At 45.7% G+C, this 15,511-nt stretch carries 12 protein-coding genes; all 12 read left to right on the top strand.

Annotated elements, in window-relative coordinates; all coding sequences use genetic code 11:
- Nucleotides 1-93 precede the first annotated feature (93 nt).
- The 12 genes from TY49_RS20180 (at nt 94) to TY49_RS20125 (ending at nt 15,499) form a co-directional block, all read left to right on the top strand.
- A complete protein-coding gene (locus TY49_RS20180; protein ID WP_041967725.1) occupies nt 94-609 on the top strand; it encodes a type 1 glutamine amidotransferase domain-containing protein in 516 nt (171 codons plus the stop codon).
- Between the two features lie 417 nt (nt 610-1,026).
- Complete coding sequence (gene map / locus TY49_RS20175; RefSeq protein ID WP_041967704.1) at nt 1,027-1,776, top strand: type I methionyl aminopeptidase; 750 nt, start codon at nt 1,027-1,029, stop codon at nt 1,774-1,776.
- Between the two features lie 124 nt (nt 1,777-1,900).
- Nucleotides 1,901-2,761, top strand: a complete 861-nt coding sequence (locus TY49_RS20170) for a MurR/RpiR family transcriptional regulator (RefSeq protein WP_041967703.1) — start codon at nt 1,901-1,903, stop codon at nt 2,759-2,761.
- Nucleotides 2,762-2,904: 143 nt separating this feature from the next.
- Complete coding sequence (gene gnd, locus TY49_RS20165) at nt 2,905-3,807, top strand: phosphogluconate dehydrogenase (NAD(+)-dependent, decarboxylating) (RefSeq protein WP_041967702.1); 903 nt, start codon at nt 2,905-2,907, stop codon at nt 3,805-3,807.
- 157 nt (nt 3,808-3,964) lie between these two features.
- Nucleotides 3,965-4,972 carry an ABC transporter substrate-binding protein gene (locus TY49_RS20160; RefSeq protein WP_041967701.1) on the top strand — a complete coding sequence of 336 codons (1,008 nt, stop codon included), beginning with the start codon at nt 3,965-3,967 and terminating at the stop codon, nt 4,970-4,972.
- Nucleotides 4,969-7,161: an ATP-binding protein gene (locus tag TY49_RS20155; RefSeq protein WP_084135553.1), complete on the top strand. Its 2,193-nt coding sequence runs from the start codon at nt 4,969-4,971 to the stop codon at nt 7,159-7,161. Before TY49_RS20160 ends, TY49_RS20155 begins: the two co-directional genes overlap by 4 nt.
- A complete protein-coding gene (locus TY49_RS20150; RefSeq protein ID WP_041967700.1) occupies nt 7,133-8,473 on the top strand; it encodes a sigma-54-dependent transcriptional regulator in 1,341 nt (446 codons plus the stop codon). The genes TY49_RS20155 and TY49_RS20150 overlap by 29 nt, the downstream gene beginning before the upstream one ends.
- Nucleotides 8,474-8,721: 248 nt before the next feature.
- The gene (locus tag TY49_RS20145) at nt 8,722-9,699 is read left to right on the top strand and encodes a nuclease-related domain-containing protein (protein WP_041967699.1); all 978 of its coding nucleotides are present in this window, start codon (nt 8,722-8,724) and stop codon (nt 9,697-9,699) included.
- Between the two features lie 284 nt (nt 9,700-9,983).
- Nucleotides 9,984-10,193 carry a twin-arginine translocase TatA/TatE family subunit gene (gene tatA, locus TY49_RS20140; RefSeq protein ID WP_041967698.1) on the top strand — a complete coding sequence of 70 codons (210 nt, stop codon included), beginning with the start codon at nt 9,984-9,986 and terminating at the stop codon, nt 10,191-10,193.
- 25 nt (nt 10,194-10,218) lie between these two features.
- Nucleotides 10,219-11,106, top strand: a complete 888-nt coding sequence (locus TY49_RS20135) for a 4Fe-4S dicluster domain-containing protein (RefSeq protein ID WP_041967697.1) — start codon at nt 10,219-10,221, stop codon at nt 11,104-11,106.
- 12 nt (nt 11,107-11,118) lie between these two features.
- Nucleotides 11,119-12,411, top strand: a complete 1,293-nt coding sequence (gene nrfD / locus TY49_RS20130) for an NrfD/PsrC family molybdoenzyme membrane anchor subunit (protein ID WP_052442246.1) — start codon at nt 11,119-11,121, stop codon at nt 12,409-12,411.
- On the top strand, nt 12,401-15,499 hold the full coding sequence (locus TY49_RS20125) for a molybdopterin-dependent oxidoreductase (protein ID WP_041967696.1): 3,099 nt from the start codon (nt 12,401-12,403) through the stop codon (nt 15,497-15,499). Before nrfD ends, TY49_RS20125 begins: the two co-directional genes overlap by 11 nt.
- Nucleotides 15,500-15,511: the final 12 nt, after the last annotated feature.

Here is a 15,511-nt window from a genome sequence, read left to right as displayed (position 1 = left end):
ATACAAAATATTGGAACTTATATTAGATGTTTTACAAGCGGAAGACAGGGAATTTTAATAGTGGAGATTTTTAAAAAAGGAGATGTTGAATATATGGGTAAAAAAATTGCCTGTTTAATAACCGATTTATTTGAAGATGTAGAATACCTTGAGCCATCACGTGCTTTTACAGAAGCGGGCCATGAAGTAGTGACGATTGAAAAGGAACAAGGCAAAACCGTAACAGGAAAGCAAGAAAAAGCCGAGGTTAAAATTGATGAAAGCATCGATAACGTCAAGCCGGAAGATTTCGATGCACTGTTCATCCCTGGAGGCTTTTCCCCAGACAAGCTGCGTGAAGACGAGCGATTCGTGCAATTCGCCAAAGCATTCATGGACGAGAAGAAACCAGTCTTCGCCATCTGCCATGGACCGCAGCTGCTGCTTACCGCGAAAACGCTCGAAGGCAGAGGAGCGACCGGCTATAAATCAATCCGCGTGGACATGGAATATGCCGGAGCAAAATATATGGACAAAGAAGTCGTCGTCTGCTGCAATCAGCTCGTGACCAGCAGGGAACCGAAAGATATCCCGGCATTCAATCGCGAAGCATTAAAAGTGTTGCAATAATATTGGTGAGAAACCCTTTTGCTTAGGCAGGAGGGTTTTTTATTGACGGTTGCTTGTGACGGAAAACTGGAAAAAAACACGCGGAATTTCCAGTTCGCCAATAAATTTGGATTATCGCCAATAAATTTGGATTATCGCCAATAAGTTGCAGGTTATCGCCAATAAAATCTGATTATCGCCAATAAGTTAGAGAAAATCGCCAATAAAATAATTTTTTCGCCAATAAGTTGTGGAATCTCTAAAAAAAAGGATGTGAAACTGACCAAAAAACACTGTTGCAGCTGATTGTGTATGGAAACAACTATAATTTTTTTAAAAAAGCAAGATTGAAGTTGAAATGCGCCATCATCCGGTTCATTTTGCGAATTTATTCATATAAGATAATATAGAATTGAATTGATTCGGGGAGATGACGGAATGATTGTTTTAAAATCGGCACGTGAGATTGAAAATATGAAGGCAGCGGGCGAGCTGCTCGCTTCCGTGCATAAAGAGTTGCGCAAACGGATCAAGCCGGGGGTAACCACCTGGGAAATTGATCAGTTTGTCGAGGATTATTTGAAAAAGCATGGTGCCACACCTGAGCAGAAAGGTTACCGTAACTATCAATATGCAACGTGCGCCAGCATCAATGATGAGGTCTGCCATGGCTTTCCTAGAAAAGAAGTGTTGAATGATGGCGATATTGTCACGATTGATATGGTCGTCAAACTGAACGGTGCACTGGCAGATTCGGCATGGAGCTATGCAGTTGGGAATATAAGTGAACAGTCACAAAAGCTGCTTGATGTAACAAAAGAGGCATTATATCGAGGTATTGCAGCATCAGTACCTGGCAATCGAGTTGGCGATATTGGCCATGCGATCCAGTCCTATGTGGAAGCGGAAGGTTTTTCGGTTGTCCGTGAATTTATCGGCCACGGTATCGGCTCGGTGATTCATGAGAAGCCTGATATCCCTCACTATGGACTGCCAGGCAAGGGGCCAAGGCTGAAGGAAGGTATGGTATTCACCATCGAACCAATGGTCAATATCGGCGAGTGGAAAACGAAGATGGATTCTAACGGCTGGACAGCTAGAACCGTGGACGGCGAGCTGTCCGCGCAGTATGAACATACCATTGCGATCACCAAAGACGGTCCGGTCATCTTGACGGAACAGGATTAACAATGATGCGGGCTGAACATGAGTTTGGCCCTGTTTTTATAAAGGAAATGAAAAAAATTTTCACCTTCAACTAACAATAATGAAAATCATTGTGGTTTATTCGCATCAAAAAGGAGGCAATAAAATGGCCAGTGAGCTAAATGGGCAGAATGTCATCGTTAAAATTAAAGCCATCTACTCGTCGCTTTCCTCCAAGGAGAAGACGGTAGCGGATTATATCCTGACCAATCCGAAGGAAATCATCCATTTATCAATCACCGAGTTTTCGGAGAATGCTTCTGTCGCAGAGGCAACGATTTTCCGTTTTTGCAAAAGGCTTGGATTCCGGGGCTATCAAGCTTTTAAAATTGCGCTTGCGAGTGAAGTTGTGGAACCGATCAAGAATATCCATGAAGAAATAAAGCAAGAAGATCAAGTGGTAACTCTTGCAGAAAAGGTTTTTGCCGGGCATATCGAAGCAATGAAAGGTACACTGAAACTTTTGGATGAAAAGGTTCTTGAGAGCATTATCGATGTGCTTGTAACAGCAACGAGGATTGATTTTTATGGATCAGGTGGATCGTCAGCAATCGCACTCGATGCTTATCATAAGTTTCTAAGGACAGGCATCAATTGCAATGCGCACAGTGACGGACACCAGCAAATCATTTCCGCCGCGCTTCTCGGTCCTGGCCAGGCGGCCGTTGGAATTTCACATAGCGGCAGCAATAAAGATGTCATAGAAGCACTCAGGATTGCAAAAGCTAATGGAGCAGTGACAATCGCTATCACAAGTCATTTTAAGTCTCCTTTATCCAAGGAAGCAGATCACGTTTTGTACACGACCTCACGCGAAACGTTATTCCGATCAGAGGCATTAGCATCCAGGCTGGTCCAATTAAGTTTGATTGATGTGCTTCATGTAGCGGTTTCAGTTCGCAGGCAAGAACAAACTCTTGATAACTTGCAAAAAATCAGGGAAGCCATTTCGATCAAAAGATATTAGGTGTGAAAATTATTTTCTTATTTTAGATATACATATGAAAAAATATTTGATACTATCTTTGTATAAAGTTCTTTTCGTAAATGAGAAGCGGTTCGATAAACTAACAACAAATAGCATTTTAAACGAAAAAGGAGTGCATCTACGTGAAACTAGGAATGGTTGGCCTTGGTAAAATGGGCTATAACTTGGTATTAAATTTGATGGAAAACGGCCATGAGGTTGTGGCAAACGATATTAATGAAGAAGCGATGCAGAAAATCAAAGCAGAAGGTGCTGAGATTGCTGCAGATTATAAAACAATGGTGGACATGCTGCCAAAGCCGCGTGTGATCTGGCTGATGATTCCTGCTGGCGATTTAATTGACCAGGTCATCGAAAAGTTCAAGCCTTTCCTTGAAGAGGGAGACATCTTGATTGATGGCGGCAATTCAAATTACAAGGACACACTTCGACGTGCTGAAAAGCTTTCAGCAGCAGGCATTCAATTCATGGATGTTGGTACAAGCGGCGGAATGGAAGGTGCTCGTAACGGTGCCTGCACGATGATCGGCGGCGATGCTGAAGTTTTCGCGCATGTTGAACCAATCTTCAAGGATATTTCGATTGAAAAAGGCTACCTATACACAGGTAAGGTTGGAAGCGGCCATTTCTTGAAAATGGTACATAACGGTATTGAGTACGGTATGATGCAGGCGATCGCGGAAGGATTTGAAATCCTTGAGAAGAGCCCGTTCGATTATGACTACAAAGAAGTTTCTCGCGTATGGAACCACGGATCCGTCATCCGCAGCTGGCTGATGGAATTGATGGAAAATGCGTTCTCTAAAGAGCCAAAGCTTGAAAGCATCAAAGGCGTCATGCATTCATCAGGCGAGGGGAAATGGACAGTCGAAACGGCTCTGGACCTGCAAACAGCAGCACCAGTTATCGCGCTGTCACTAATGATGCGCTACCGCTCACTTGAAGATGACACTTTCACAGGAAAAGTCGTTGCTGCTCTAAGAAACGAATTTGGCGGCCATGCAGTTGAAAGAAAAGAAGATTAAGACTCAGGTTCTCCTCTATATGAGGGGAACCTTTTTTATTTTGGGCTGAAATAAATATATACCCTTATACGTTCATAAAATTATCCTTTTTTGCAAGATGGCTACGTTACTTTTTCCGTTATAGTGGAAGTGAATACTGGAATTGGAGGCGCAGACTGTGAAGACAAAGTGGTATTTCTTTTTTCTGACAACGATTGCCATTTCGGCTATTATATATGCTTTTCTTGGAGTCAGGGGAGAAGAGCCTGTTGAGATAGGTGTCCTGATGATCGGTGAAAACCGCTATGAGAAGTTTACTGGACTTGAAGCGGGATTGAAGGATCTCGGGTATAGCGCTAAGGAAGTTAATTTTACAGTAATGAATGCCCATGATGATGAAGTGCTGATTGACAAGCAAATCGATGAGCTGCTGGATAAAAAGCCTGATTTAATCGTTACGCTTGGCGGGATTGAAACTCAGCGCCTGAAAGCAAGAATGGATGAGGAAAACATTGAAATCCCGGTAGTTTTTGCAGGTCTTGCTGCACCGAAGGAACTTGGATTGATAAAAGATTACAAGTCACCAGGAGGTCTTTTTACCGGTATCAATAACTATCACGCCAGTATCTCTGGCAAGCGTCTCGAGATGCTTACGTCACTTGTGCCCGCTATTGACAGGGTGCATGTTATTTATGACAGCAAAATTGATGTCAGCAAATTGAGCCTTGAAGAAACCAGGAAAGCGGCAAAGGACTTGGGGGTGGCGATTTCCCCATGCGATGCCAGCTCGAAGGAATGCCTGGATACTCTATGGAAAACGGTTGATGATGGAGAGGCAATCCTTGTCCTGCCAAGTTTCAGGATTGAATCTCTGACAGATGAGATTGTGGAATTGACAGAGGAGAAAAAAACCCCGGCAATGGGACTGTACGATTTTGAAGCAGAGAAAGGGTTGCTTGCGAGCTACGGATCCAGCTTTTATTCGCAGGGCTACCAGGCATCAAGGTTTGTCAGCCTGATTCTTCAGGGAAACAAGCCGGGGGAATTGCCTGTCGAACTGCCCGATGGCATTCGTTTTGTCGTCAACCAGCAAACGAAGGATTCGCTTGGAGTTGCCTATAACCAGGATTTGCTGCATATCGCCGAGCTGATTCACCCTGAAGTACAAGGAGGCAGTAAGCGATGAGAGCGCTGATTGATTTCTTGCACTCGCAGACAATCCGTAACAAGGTGCTTGTATTTGGTGTGGTAATGTCGACGATTCCGTTGCTGCTGATCAGCTTATTTTACTACTCTTTTGTAAAATCGGATCTGGAAACGAGGATTCTGGAAAAACAGCATCTGGTGCTCGAAAATCTATCACGTGAAATTCAGTATGAATTCAGCCAGACATTCCAGCGAATCCATGTCCTCGCATCTCTTAATCTATTGAATGAAAAACAAAGCGCATTATATGAACTCCTGCAGCAAAGCGAATCTGTCGAAGAGGTCATAATCGTCGATGATAAAGGCTTTGTGGAAAAAAGGGTGTCGCGATACGAACTCAATATTGCCGGGGATAACGAACGGTGGTTCACGGATGAAATGTGGTTCCAACTGCAAACACATGACAGAGTGTATGGCCAGGTGGAGTTCAATCAATACGGCCAGCCTGTTATGAAACTGGCGATCCCTTTTTACGAAGGTGAATCGAAAAAAGCAATCGGAGTCGTTGTCCAGCTTCAGAAGATCATCGGGAAAATCTCGTCAATGCGACAGGATCATTCCTCATATATTTATTTAATCGATGATAAAGATCGGGTCATTGCCCATCAGGATTACAGCAAGCTCTGGCAAAAACAGACGTCTGGCGGACAGGATGAGCTTGGTGTAACGGCTGAGATTGAAGACTTAAACTGGGTGCTCGTGATGGAGCAGCCGAAAACAACGGCATTTGCCCCAATCAACAGGATGCTGCAAAGCGGCATAGGTGCAGTCGCATTGCTGATTTTAACAGTCAGCTTGATCAGCGTTTGGGCAGGGCTTTATTTTACCAGACCAATTGTTTCAATCGACAGGGAAATGAACAATTTGAAGCAAGGCCGGAAAATCTCCCCTGTAAGAATGAAACGGACCGATGAGCTTGGTAAACTGGCTGATTCCTTCAATGATATGAGTAAGGAGCTGCTGGAAAAATCAAGGCTCCTCGAACAGGAGAAAGAAAGGTTGGATGTTGTAGTCAACGGAATTGGTGCCGGGCTGGCGCTCGTGACAAAAGAGTACCGGATCACCTGGATGAACCCAATCTTAAAAGGGTGGCTGAAGGAGGACCGGTTGACGCTGCCTTGTTATGCTGTGATTGGCGGGGAAAATGCCCCTTGCTTGAACTGTCCGATTACCTGCCCGGACCTTGATAAAATAGCCGACGAGGTCATGAAGTTTAAGGACGGCGCGAATGGCGAGCGGATCTTCAGGCACAGGGTATTTCCGCTCAACCATGCGATTGAGGAAGAAGGAGAATTCCTCGTCGTGCTCGAGGATATCACCGAGCAAAAACAAATGGAAGAAACAATGATTCAGACGGATAAACTGAGCGCACTTGGCATCATGGCGTCGAGCTTCGCCCACGAAGTCAACAATCCGTTGGCAACGATCAATGTATACGCAGAGGATTTAATCGACAGAATCCAGGCAGGCGACGAGGACCTTGATGAAGAGGAGATGGAACACTATCTTCGTAAAATCAAGGAAAATACCGAGCGCTGCAAACGGATTACCGGAAACCTGCTTAATTTTTCCCGGAAAAATGATTGGACAGAGGATCAGATTCGTGTGAAGGAAATCATTGAAAATAGTGTCAGTCTTGTCGAGCATCAGCTGAAAAAGCAGCGAATCCAACTTGAACTTCATGTTGATAGAGGACTGCCGGCTGTAATCGGTGACGGCCTTAAACTGATGCAGGTCATCGTCAACCTGATCAATAACGCAGTCGACGCGATGGAAAGCGAAGGAAAACTGATTGTTTCGGCTTCAGAAAGCAATGGAGAAGCGGTTTCGATAAAAGTAACAGACAGCGGGCACGGAATCCCTGCTGAAGCGATGGATAAACTGTTCGACCCATTCTTTACGACTAAGCCAATCGGTAAAGGAACCGGTCTTGGCTTGTCTGTCTGTTACGGCATCATCCAGCAGTTCGGCGGGAATATCACTATTGACAGCAAACCGTCAGAAGGAACGACAGTAGAAATCCAGCTGCCAGCAGAGCGTACTTTGAAGGCTGGGCAAGGCGTGGAAAATCAGGCAGGAAAATCTGAAATTACAGATGGCCACGGAAACTCAGCACAAGAAACAATGGAGGTGGGCTACGATGTCAGCAACAAGATTGTTAGTCGTTGACGATGAACAGGATTTGCTTGAGCTTTTGGTAAGAAGGCTCAAGCGCAAGGGATTTGACGTGGACAGCGCTGGCACGGCCGAAGATGCCCTTGAACTTGTGAAAAAGAATGAATACGACATCGGTGTCTATGATATCAGGCTGCCTGGTATGGACGGTATCGAGCTTTTAAAAAAAACCAAGAATGTCCAGCCAGATATCGAGGTGCTGATTTTGACCGGGCACGGGACAATTGATACCGCAATTGAAGCGATGAAGGTGGGCGCCTTCGATTATATTACCAAGCCTTATAATCTATCAGAATTGGAACTGACGATTGGAAAGGCTGCGGAAAATAAAGCGCTAAAAGAAAAGAATGACTCTATGAAAAAAATCATCGCCCAGCATAATGGGTTCAATATCATTGGCGGCAGTGTCAATTTTAAAGAAGTGCTTGAAATGACGAGAAGGATTGCTGACAGCGAGGTGCCGGTCCTGATTGAGGGCGAAAGCGGCACCGGCAAGGAGCTGTTTGCGAAAGCACTCCATTACTGGAGCTGCCGTGCAGATGAACCATTCGTGCCGGTGAATTCGGGTGCACTCCCTGAGCATCTGTTGGAAAGCGAGCTGTTCGGCCATGCCCGCGGTGCTTTTACTGGAGCGAGCCAGGATAAAAAAGGCCTTGTCGAAGCAGCGAAAGGCGGCACATTGTTTTTGGATGAGCTTGGCGAAATGCCATTGGCGCTGCAGGTAAAATTGCTGCGCTTCCTCGAGACAGGCGAATTCCGTCGAGTGGGTGACGTCCGGGAGCGGCATGTTAGCGTCCGCGTCGTTGCCGCCACGAACCGCGACATGGAAAAAGAAGTAGCTGAAGGACGTTTTCGCGAAGATCTGTATTACCGGTTGAATGTCGTAAAGCTGACGATTCCGCCGCTGCGTGAACGGAAGGGAGACCTGCCAGCATTGATTGAGCACTTCATCGGGAAAACGAAAGACCCATCGAAGCGACTGTCGAGTGAAGCTTTCGCTGCCCTTGAAGATTACGATTTTCCGGGAAATGTCCGGGAGCTAAGCCACCTGATTGAACGCGGTGTCCTGTTATCTAAAGGAAGCATGATCGGAGCAGAGGATTTACTTCTCCCTCACACTGAGAAAACCAAGGCTGAGGCAGAAGTTCGGCTTTCTCCATTATGCTCTTTGGAAGAAGTCGAAAAAGTCCACATCGAAAATGCCTTGAAGCAGATGAACTGGAACAAAACAAAGGCGGCCGACGTGCTGGGCATCAGCGTGCGGAATTTGTACCGGAAAATCGATCAATATGGGTTGAGAGATTAGGAGATTATGTTTGAAGGCAAGCGGCGAACTGGAAAAAAACGCTCGGAATTTCCAGTTCGCCAATATATTTTGATTTTCGCCAATAAATAGAGTGAAATCGCCAATAAAAATTTATTTTCGCCAATAAATTGAAATAATCGCCAATAAAACTGTGAACTCCGCCAATAAAAATGTTCACCAATAAATTAGAAGGTAATTTAAGCTTAAATATCGAATAATAAGAGCATTACAAAGAAGGAGTGAAGCTTTTGATAGCGAAAAATCGATCCATTCCAAAAGAAATAGAGATTTATGAGGCAATAATAAGGCGATTACCGGTAAATCATCCACGAAAAGCAGAATTCGAGAACAAACTATCCCGGAAACGGGCAGGTTACAAAGGTGAAAAAGAATTAGATTACCATATCTCTCAAATTGACCACTCTAAGTTTACCATTTTGAACGATATCAGGATCCCCTTCAACGATACCCACTTTCAAATAGACTCCTTATTAATCTCAAACTCATTAATCATACTAATTGATTCAAAATATTATGCAGGAACGCTGGAGTTTTATCCTGAATTCAATCAAATGATCCAATATTTAAATGATAATGAAAAGGTATACCCTGATCCAGTTCTCCAGACGAAAATCCAAGCACGTCAACTGAAAGCATTTTTAATCAGTCATCAATATTCACCGCCTCCGTTAGAACCGTTCGTTGCCATCACCCATTCACAAGCCATTATCAAAAATCCAACCCAAAACAAAGAAGTTAGCCAAAGAGTATTCAAGTCCCCCGGCATCTTCTATAAAATCAATCCTTACCTTGAAAAATATCAAAAAGAGATAATATCGGATCAAGAGGCTAAGAAAATAGTTAAGCTTTTACTCAAAAAACATAAACCATATATACCAGACTTAGATGCATTGAATCTTCCTTATGGTGAATTGCAGAAAGGAGTTGAGTGTCCCGCCTGCAATACATTTGGCATGGAAAGATTTCATAGCCTATGGGGGTGTAAGAGATGTGGCCATACTTCAAGGGATGCCCATGTTGCTGCTTTAAAAGATTACTTTCTCATTAATGGTCAGTCGATTACTAACGGACAATTTAGGGATTTCCTAGGAATATCCTCAATTCACCAGGCGAGGAGAATGCTGTCCCATTTGGATCTGAACATATCCGGTGAGAAGAAAGGGAGAATCTATACCCCTGGTAAAAGTATTCCATTATGGGGTTAAGCCTCCAATCTGCAACCCATGCCATTCCTGCACACCATGCCAAAATGTCACATGCCAAAATTGCAATACCCTGACAAAATGGCACACAACCAGCGGCTGAAACCGACCCGGAAATTCGGTTTCAGTCGCTTTTTTCTGTTCACAAAAGTGTCACGAATCCCGCAGCCTTACTCCCACAAGGAATACTAGCACACCAAGATTCCAAAACAACACATGCCAAAAAAGTTGGCACGCAGCTTGCATTATATATAAGCAAGAAAAAAATATAAAAAGGATGTGGCATTATGCTATCCAATATTGGTATTCCCGGCTTGATATTAATACTCACATTGGCATTGATCATTTTTGGTCCGAAAAAGCTTCCGGAAATCGGCAGGGCGTTCGGCCAGACGCTGAAGGAATTCAAGAAATCGACTCGTGAACTGACAAGCGATATTACCGACGATATCGCAGACGACATCAAAGAAATTAAGGAAATCAAAAAGGAAATCTAAATGCATAAAAAGAGGTGAGTAAAAAATGGGTCTTTTTTCAAATGAGAAAAAGGTAGATTACGATAAAATCGTCGACAAGATGGTGCCTGATGCCAGGAAAGAAATGGATGAATCACAGTATGACACAGAGCTTGGCCTGAACATGGCACGCGACGCGAGGAAGGTCATCAGCGGCAAACTGAAAATAGAAGACTTCCATAAAGTTTATTCTTCATCACTTACTAAGGAATTCGGCAACTATTATGCATCAGCTGATGGACCAGACATCAGGAAGGGTGACGGTCCGAAATGGGCGATGGTCATCGACCTGAAAAAATGCGTTGGCTGTGATACTTGTACGGTCAGCTGCAAGGCAGAGAACAGGACGCCGCCTGGAATCTCCTACAATGTCGTCATGGAATCACTTGAAGGCGAGTTCCCGAACATCAAGGCTGTCAACCTTCCAAGGCCATGCATGCAGTGTGACAAACCAGCATGTGCGCAGGTTTGTCCGACGAGAGCGACTTATAAAATGGAAAACGGGATTGTCGCGATCGACAATGACCGCTGCATCGGCTGCCGTTACTGCATTGTTGCTTGTCCGTATGGAGCGCGTTCATTTGATTTTGGCGACAGCTATGAGCAGGAAATGCAGGGAGCTAATGACGTGACAAGTCCTGAATATGGCGTCGAACGCGGCAACCGTGAAAAAGGCAAGACACCAATCGGCACGGTCCGTAAATGCAGCTTCTGTTTCCATCGTCTGCAAAGAGGCGAAGAGCCGGCATGCGTGGAAACCTGCATTGGAGATGCTCGCTTCTTCGGCGACATCAGTGACCCGAACAGTGTTGTATCAAAGCTTGCTGCGAGTCCTAGAGCATTCCGCTTGAAGGAAGAGCTTGGAACGCATCCGAACGTAATTTATTTAAGATAGGAGGGAATGGCGATGGCCAATCTTGCGGTTGATTTAAAAGAGAAAAGTACATCAAAAACGAAAATAAATCTGCAAGTATCAAAAGCTTTTAAAATATGGATATCTGCTCTGACAATTGCATTCTTAATAGGCGGGTATTTCATCGTAGAACGTTTCATCACAGGCTTGGCAGCAACGAATCTTTCAAGCATCACCCCTTGGGGAGCATGGATCGCATTCTATATTTTCTTTGTCGGCTTGAGTGCGGGTTCGTTCCTGTTGTCGACATTGATCTATGTTTTTGGGATGGAAGAATACGAGAGAGTCGGAAAGGCGGCGCTTTTTACCGCTATAGTCTGTATGATCGTAGCGCTGACATTCGTCCTGATGGACCTTGGACGCCCGGAGCGTATGCTTAACGCAATCATCTACTGGAATGTCACTTCACCGCTTGCATGGGAAGTCCACTTTTATCTCGTATACATCGGTCTTTTAGCAGTAGAGCTATATATCGCGATGAGGGAGGACCTTGTACGCGCTGCAAAAACGAACACAATGAAGGGTTTTGTTGCAAAACTAATCACCTTCAAGAATGCAACCATCAACGCTGCAACGAAAAAGCGAGACCATATGTGGATGAAAATCCTCGGCACAATCGGGATTCCGCTGGCGATCCTCGGGGTCCACGGCGGAACTGGAACCATCTTTGCTGTTGTAAAAGCACGCCCGGCATGGCATACAGCTTTATTCCCAATCATCTTCGTCGTATCCGCGATGGTTTCGGGAACGGCTCTTCTTTTAGCGATGTACATCATCAAGAAAAAGGTGCAGAAGCAGCCAATTGACCAAGGAATGGTTGTATCGCTGGCAAAACTGATGGTCGGCTTCCTGATCATCGACCTTGGCCTTCAATTCTATGAATATCTGATTGGCTGGTACGGTCTTGAGACAGAGCACCTCGATACACTGGCAACGATGATGGCCAGTGAAAAAGCGTGGTCGTTCTGGATTGTGCAAATGTTCCTTGGAGCAGTCATACCGATCACAATTGTTTTCTGGAAAAAAACAAGCCAGAACGTAAACGCATTGCTCGCAGCCGCTGTCCTGATCGTCATCGGAATCATCGGCGTCCGCTTCAATATCGTTCTGCCTCCACTGGTGGTGCCTGTGTTCCACGAACTGCCATGGGGCAATTACGCACCGACAATCAAGGAATGGATGGTAAGTGTCGGCGTTGTCGCGATGGGACTATTAATCTACTCATTCGGCGAGCTGCTGCTGCCAATCGAAGAAACTTCTGACGAGGTGAGCCATAATGGAAAATAAACCAATGAAACGGCGTGGATTTTTAAAAGCGCTTGGAACGCTCGGAGCGGTAGCGTTTGTCGGTCCGGCATTCGTTGGGCCAATCAAGCAGGTAATGGGCGATGTCTGGATTGATGAGCCACACGGAACCGGCACCGATTACCAGAACTATACAGCTGAAAATGTCATTTTCACATCATGTCAGCAGTGTAATGCGACATGTACGATCAAAACATATATCACAGCCGGAGCTGCAGGCGGGGCTTACTCCTCCATCGTCCGCAAGATTGCCGGAAACCAGTACAGCCCGATTAACATGGTACAAATCGGCCATATCAACTACGATACTCCGGTATCACAGGCTGTAAAAGGTACTGGCGATGTCGCGAAAAATGGACGCGGTCTCCGCGGCGGGCGTACCTGCTTGAAAGGGCAGGCCGGCATCCAGACGAACTACGATACATTCAGGATCCAGAAACCGTTGAAGCGCGTTGGCGAGAGGGGAAGCGGCGTCTGGAAAACAGTCAGCTGGGAAGAGGCTTACAAGGAAATCCTTGAGGGCAGTAAAGATCTTGGCACACCTGGGTTGAAAGAAATGTGGAAATACGTTCCGGAAGCAGCGGTCATGGCTGATTGGGATAAGCAGAAAGCAGGAGAGATGACAAAGGCTGAATTCGATAAAAAATACAAGGATGTCCTGATTGATACGAACCATCCGGACCTTGGACCAAAAGCGAATCAGATCGCTGTCATGGCAGGACATAGACGTGAATTCATCGAGCGTCTCGCAGCAAGCAGCTTAGGTACGGCGAACTACTATGATCATGGGGGTTATTGCGGTATTACAAGCGTTATGGGTAATGTCCGCTCACATGATTCCGAAAAGCCGAAGAAGCGCATGATTCCGGATTATGATAACGCAGAAATGGTTATCGTCTGGGGAACAAACCCAATGGTGGCAAACCGTGGGCCGACCACATTTGCTCCACAAATCACGAACGCAATCGATCGCGGCATGAAAATGGTCGTCATCGATCCACGCTTCAGCAAAACAGCAGAGAAAGCGCATGTCTGGGTACCGGTAAAACCGGGCGGCGACGGCGCGCTTGCGATGGCAATGTGCCGCTGGATTATTGAGAACAATCGCCATGATGATATTTATCTTCGCAACCCTAACCAGGAAGCTGCAAATGAAGATGGAGAAACAACATGGAGCGATGCATCTTTCCTAGTTAATGTCGGGGATAAGAAGCGCCCGTTCGTCCGCGCACAGGACCTTGGAATCGGCGGCGAGGAGTTTGTGGTCATCGAAAACGGCAAGCCTGTTTCACATGCAAAAGCTAGAAATGGCGAGCTTGATATCGCTACAACGATTAATGGCATAGAAGTAAAATCCGTCTTCAGAATTTTTAAAGACAGAGTTATGGAAAAATCAATCGAAGAATACGCAAAGCAGGCAGATGTGCCAGTTGACCAGATTGTCCAGATTGCCCGTGAATTCACATCCCACGGCAAGAAGGTCGGCATCCATTCTTACCGAGGACCAGCCATGCACACGAATGGCTACTACAGCGTGAGGGCAATCAATATGCTCAACCACCTTGTCGGTAACCATGACTGGAAAGGCGGCGACACAGTACTTGGCGCCAAGTACAAAGCAACCGAAGGGAAATACGATCTAGTAACGGTGCCGAACGCAAACAAAGGCTGGGGAATCCCGGTCACACGGCATAAGGTTCCTTACGAAAAAACATCATTATTCGCTAAAGATGGCTATCCTGCGAAGCGCCCATGGTACCCGTTTGGAAATAAACTGATCCATGACGTCCTTCCAAGCTCAGCAGAGGGCTATCCATACAAAATCAGGGCATTGCTGATCAACAGGACTTCACCGGTCATGGCTGGACCGAGATCAGAAATGCAGGCCAAGTTCATCAGGGACCCAAAAGTTGTTGAACTTGTTGTAGCATCGGACGTAATTATCGGCGAGACTTCAAAGTACGCAGACTTTATTTTACCGGACCTTGCTTACCTTGAAAGCTGGAACGCGGAGGATATCTTCCCGATCCTAAAGCATAAATTCGCAGGTGTCATCCAGCCGGTGACGAGAGTAGTTCCTGACGCGCGTCCAACTGAACAAGTGTACATCGATTTGCTAAAAGGAATGGGCCTGCCAGGTGTTGGCGATAATGCTCTCGCTGACGGATCGGGGATACACACGCCTGAAGACTACTATTTAAAAAGGATTGCAAACATTGCCTTTGATGGCCAGAAACCAGTTAAGGACGCAAATGCCGAAGAGCTGGCGATTTTTGAAAAAGCAAGGCAGAAAGCGCTCGGTAAATATTTTGACATCCAGAAGCTGAAAGATGCCGTTAAACCGGATGAATGGAAGAAAGTCGTCTATGTATTGAATCGCGGCGGACGCTTTGAGGCAGCAGGCGATGAATATATCGGCAACAAACTCAAGTATCAATGGGCAAAACAGGTTTATTTTTACGATGAAAAAGCTGCAGGCTTCAAGAGTGCCTACACAGGCAAGTTCTTTGAAGGCGTACCGGTAGCAGAGGAAATCAAGACTTACGACGGGGAAGTCTACAAGCCAAACAAGCCGCTGCAGTTCATCAACTGGAAATCAAGGAATATGGCAACGCACCGCACAGAAGGAAATGCATGGCTCCGTGAAGTGAAACCGGAAAACTATCTGTGGATCAACCCGATCGACGCAAAGAAAAAAGGCATCAAGACGGACGACGAGATTTACATCTCATCCAACAATTCTAAAGTGAAGGGCCGTGCGCTCGTTACTCCAGGCATCAAGCCGGGTGTCGTCGGAGCCAACTTCAGCTTTGGCCATGATGCTTATGGTTCGAAAGCAGTAAAAGTCGACGGCAAAACAATCGAGCCCGCCGGAAAATACGGGCACACAAACTACGAATTCAACAAGCCGCTGCATGAAGAGTCAGGTTACGCAAAACCGCGCGGACTGGGCTTCTCAGTCAATGCCTTGTCTGACCGCGATGGAAGCTATTTCGAAGGCTACCTTGCAGACTTACTGATTGGCGGCCCGGCACAGCAGGACGTATTCGTAGACGTGGATAAAGCATAAACATCATCGGGG

Origin of the sequence: Mesobacillus selenatarsenatis SF-1 (genome assembly GCF_000813125.1) — a bacterium.
GTDB classification, from domain to species: Bacteria; Bacillota; Bacilli; order Bacillales; family Cytobacillaceae; genus Mesobacillus; species Mesobacillus selenatarsenatis.
This window is presented reverse-complemented; position numbering and strand designations above follow the sequence as displayed.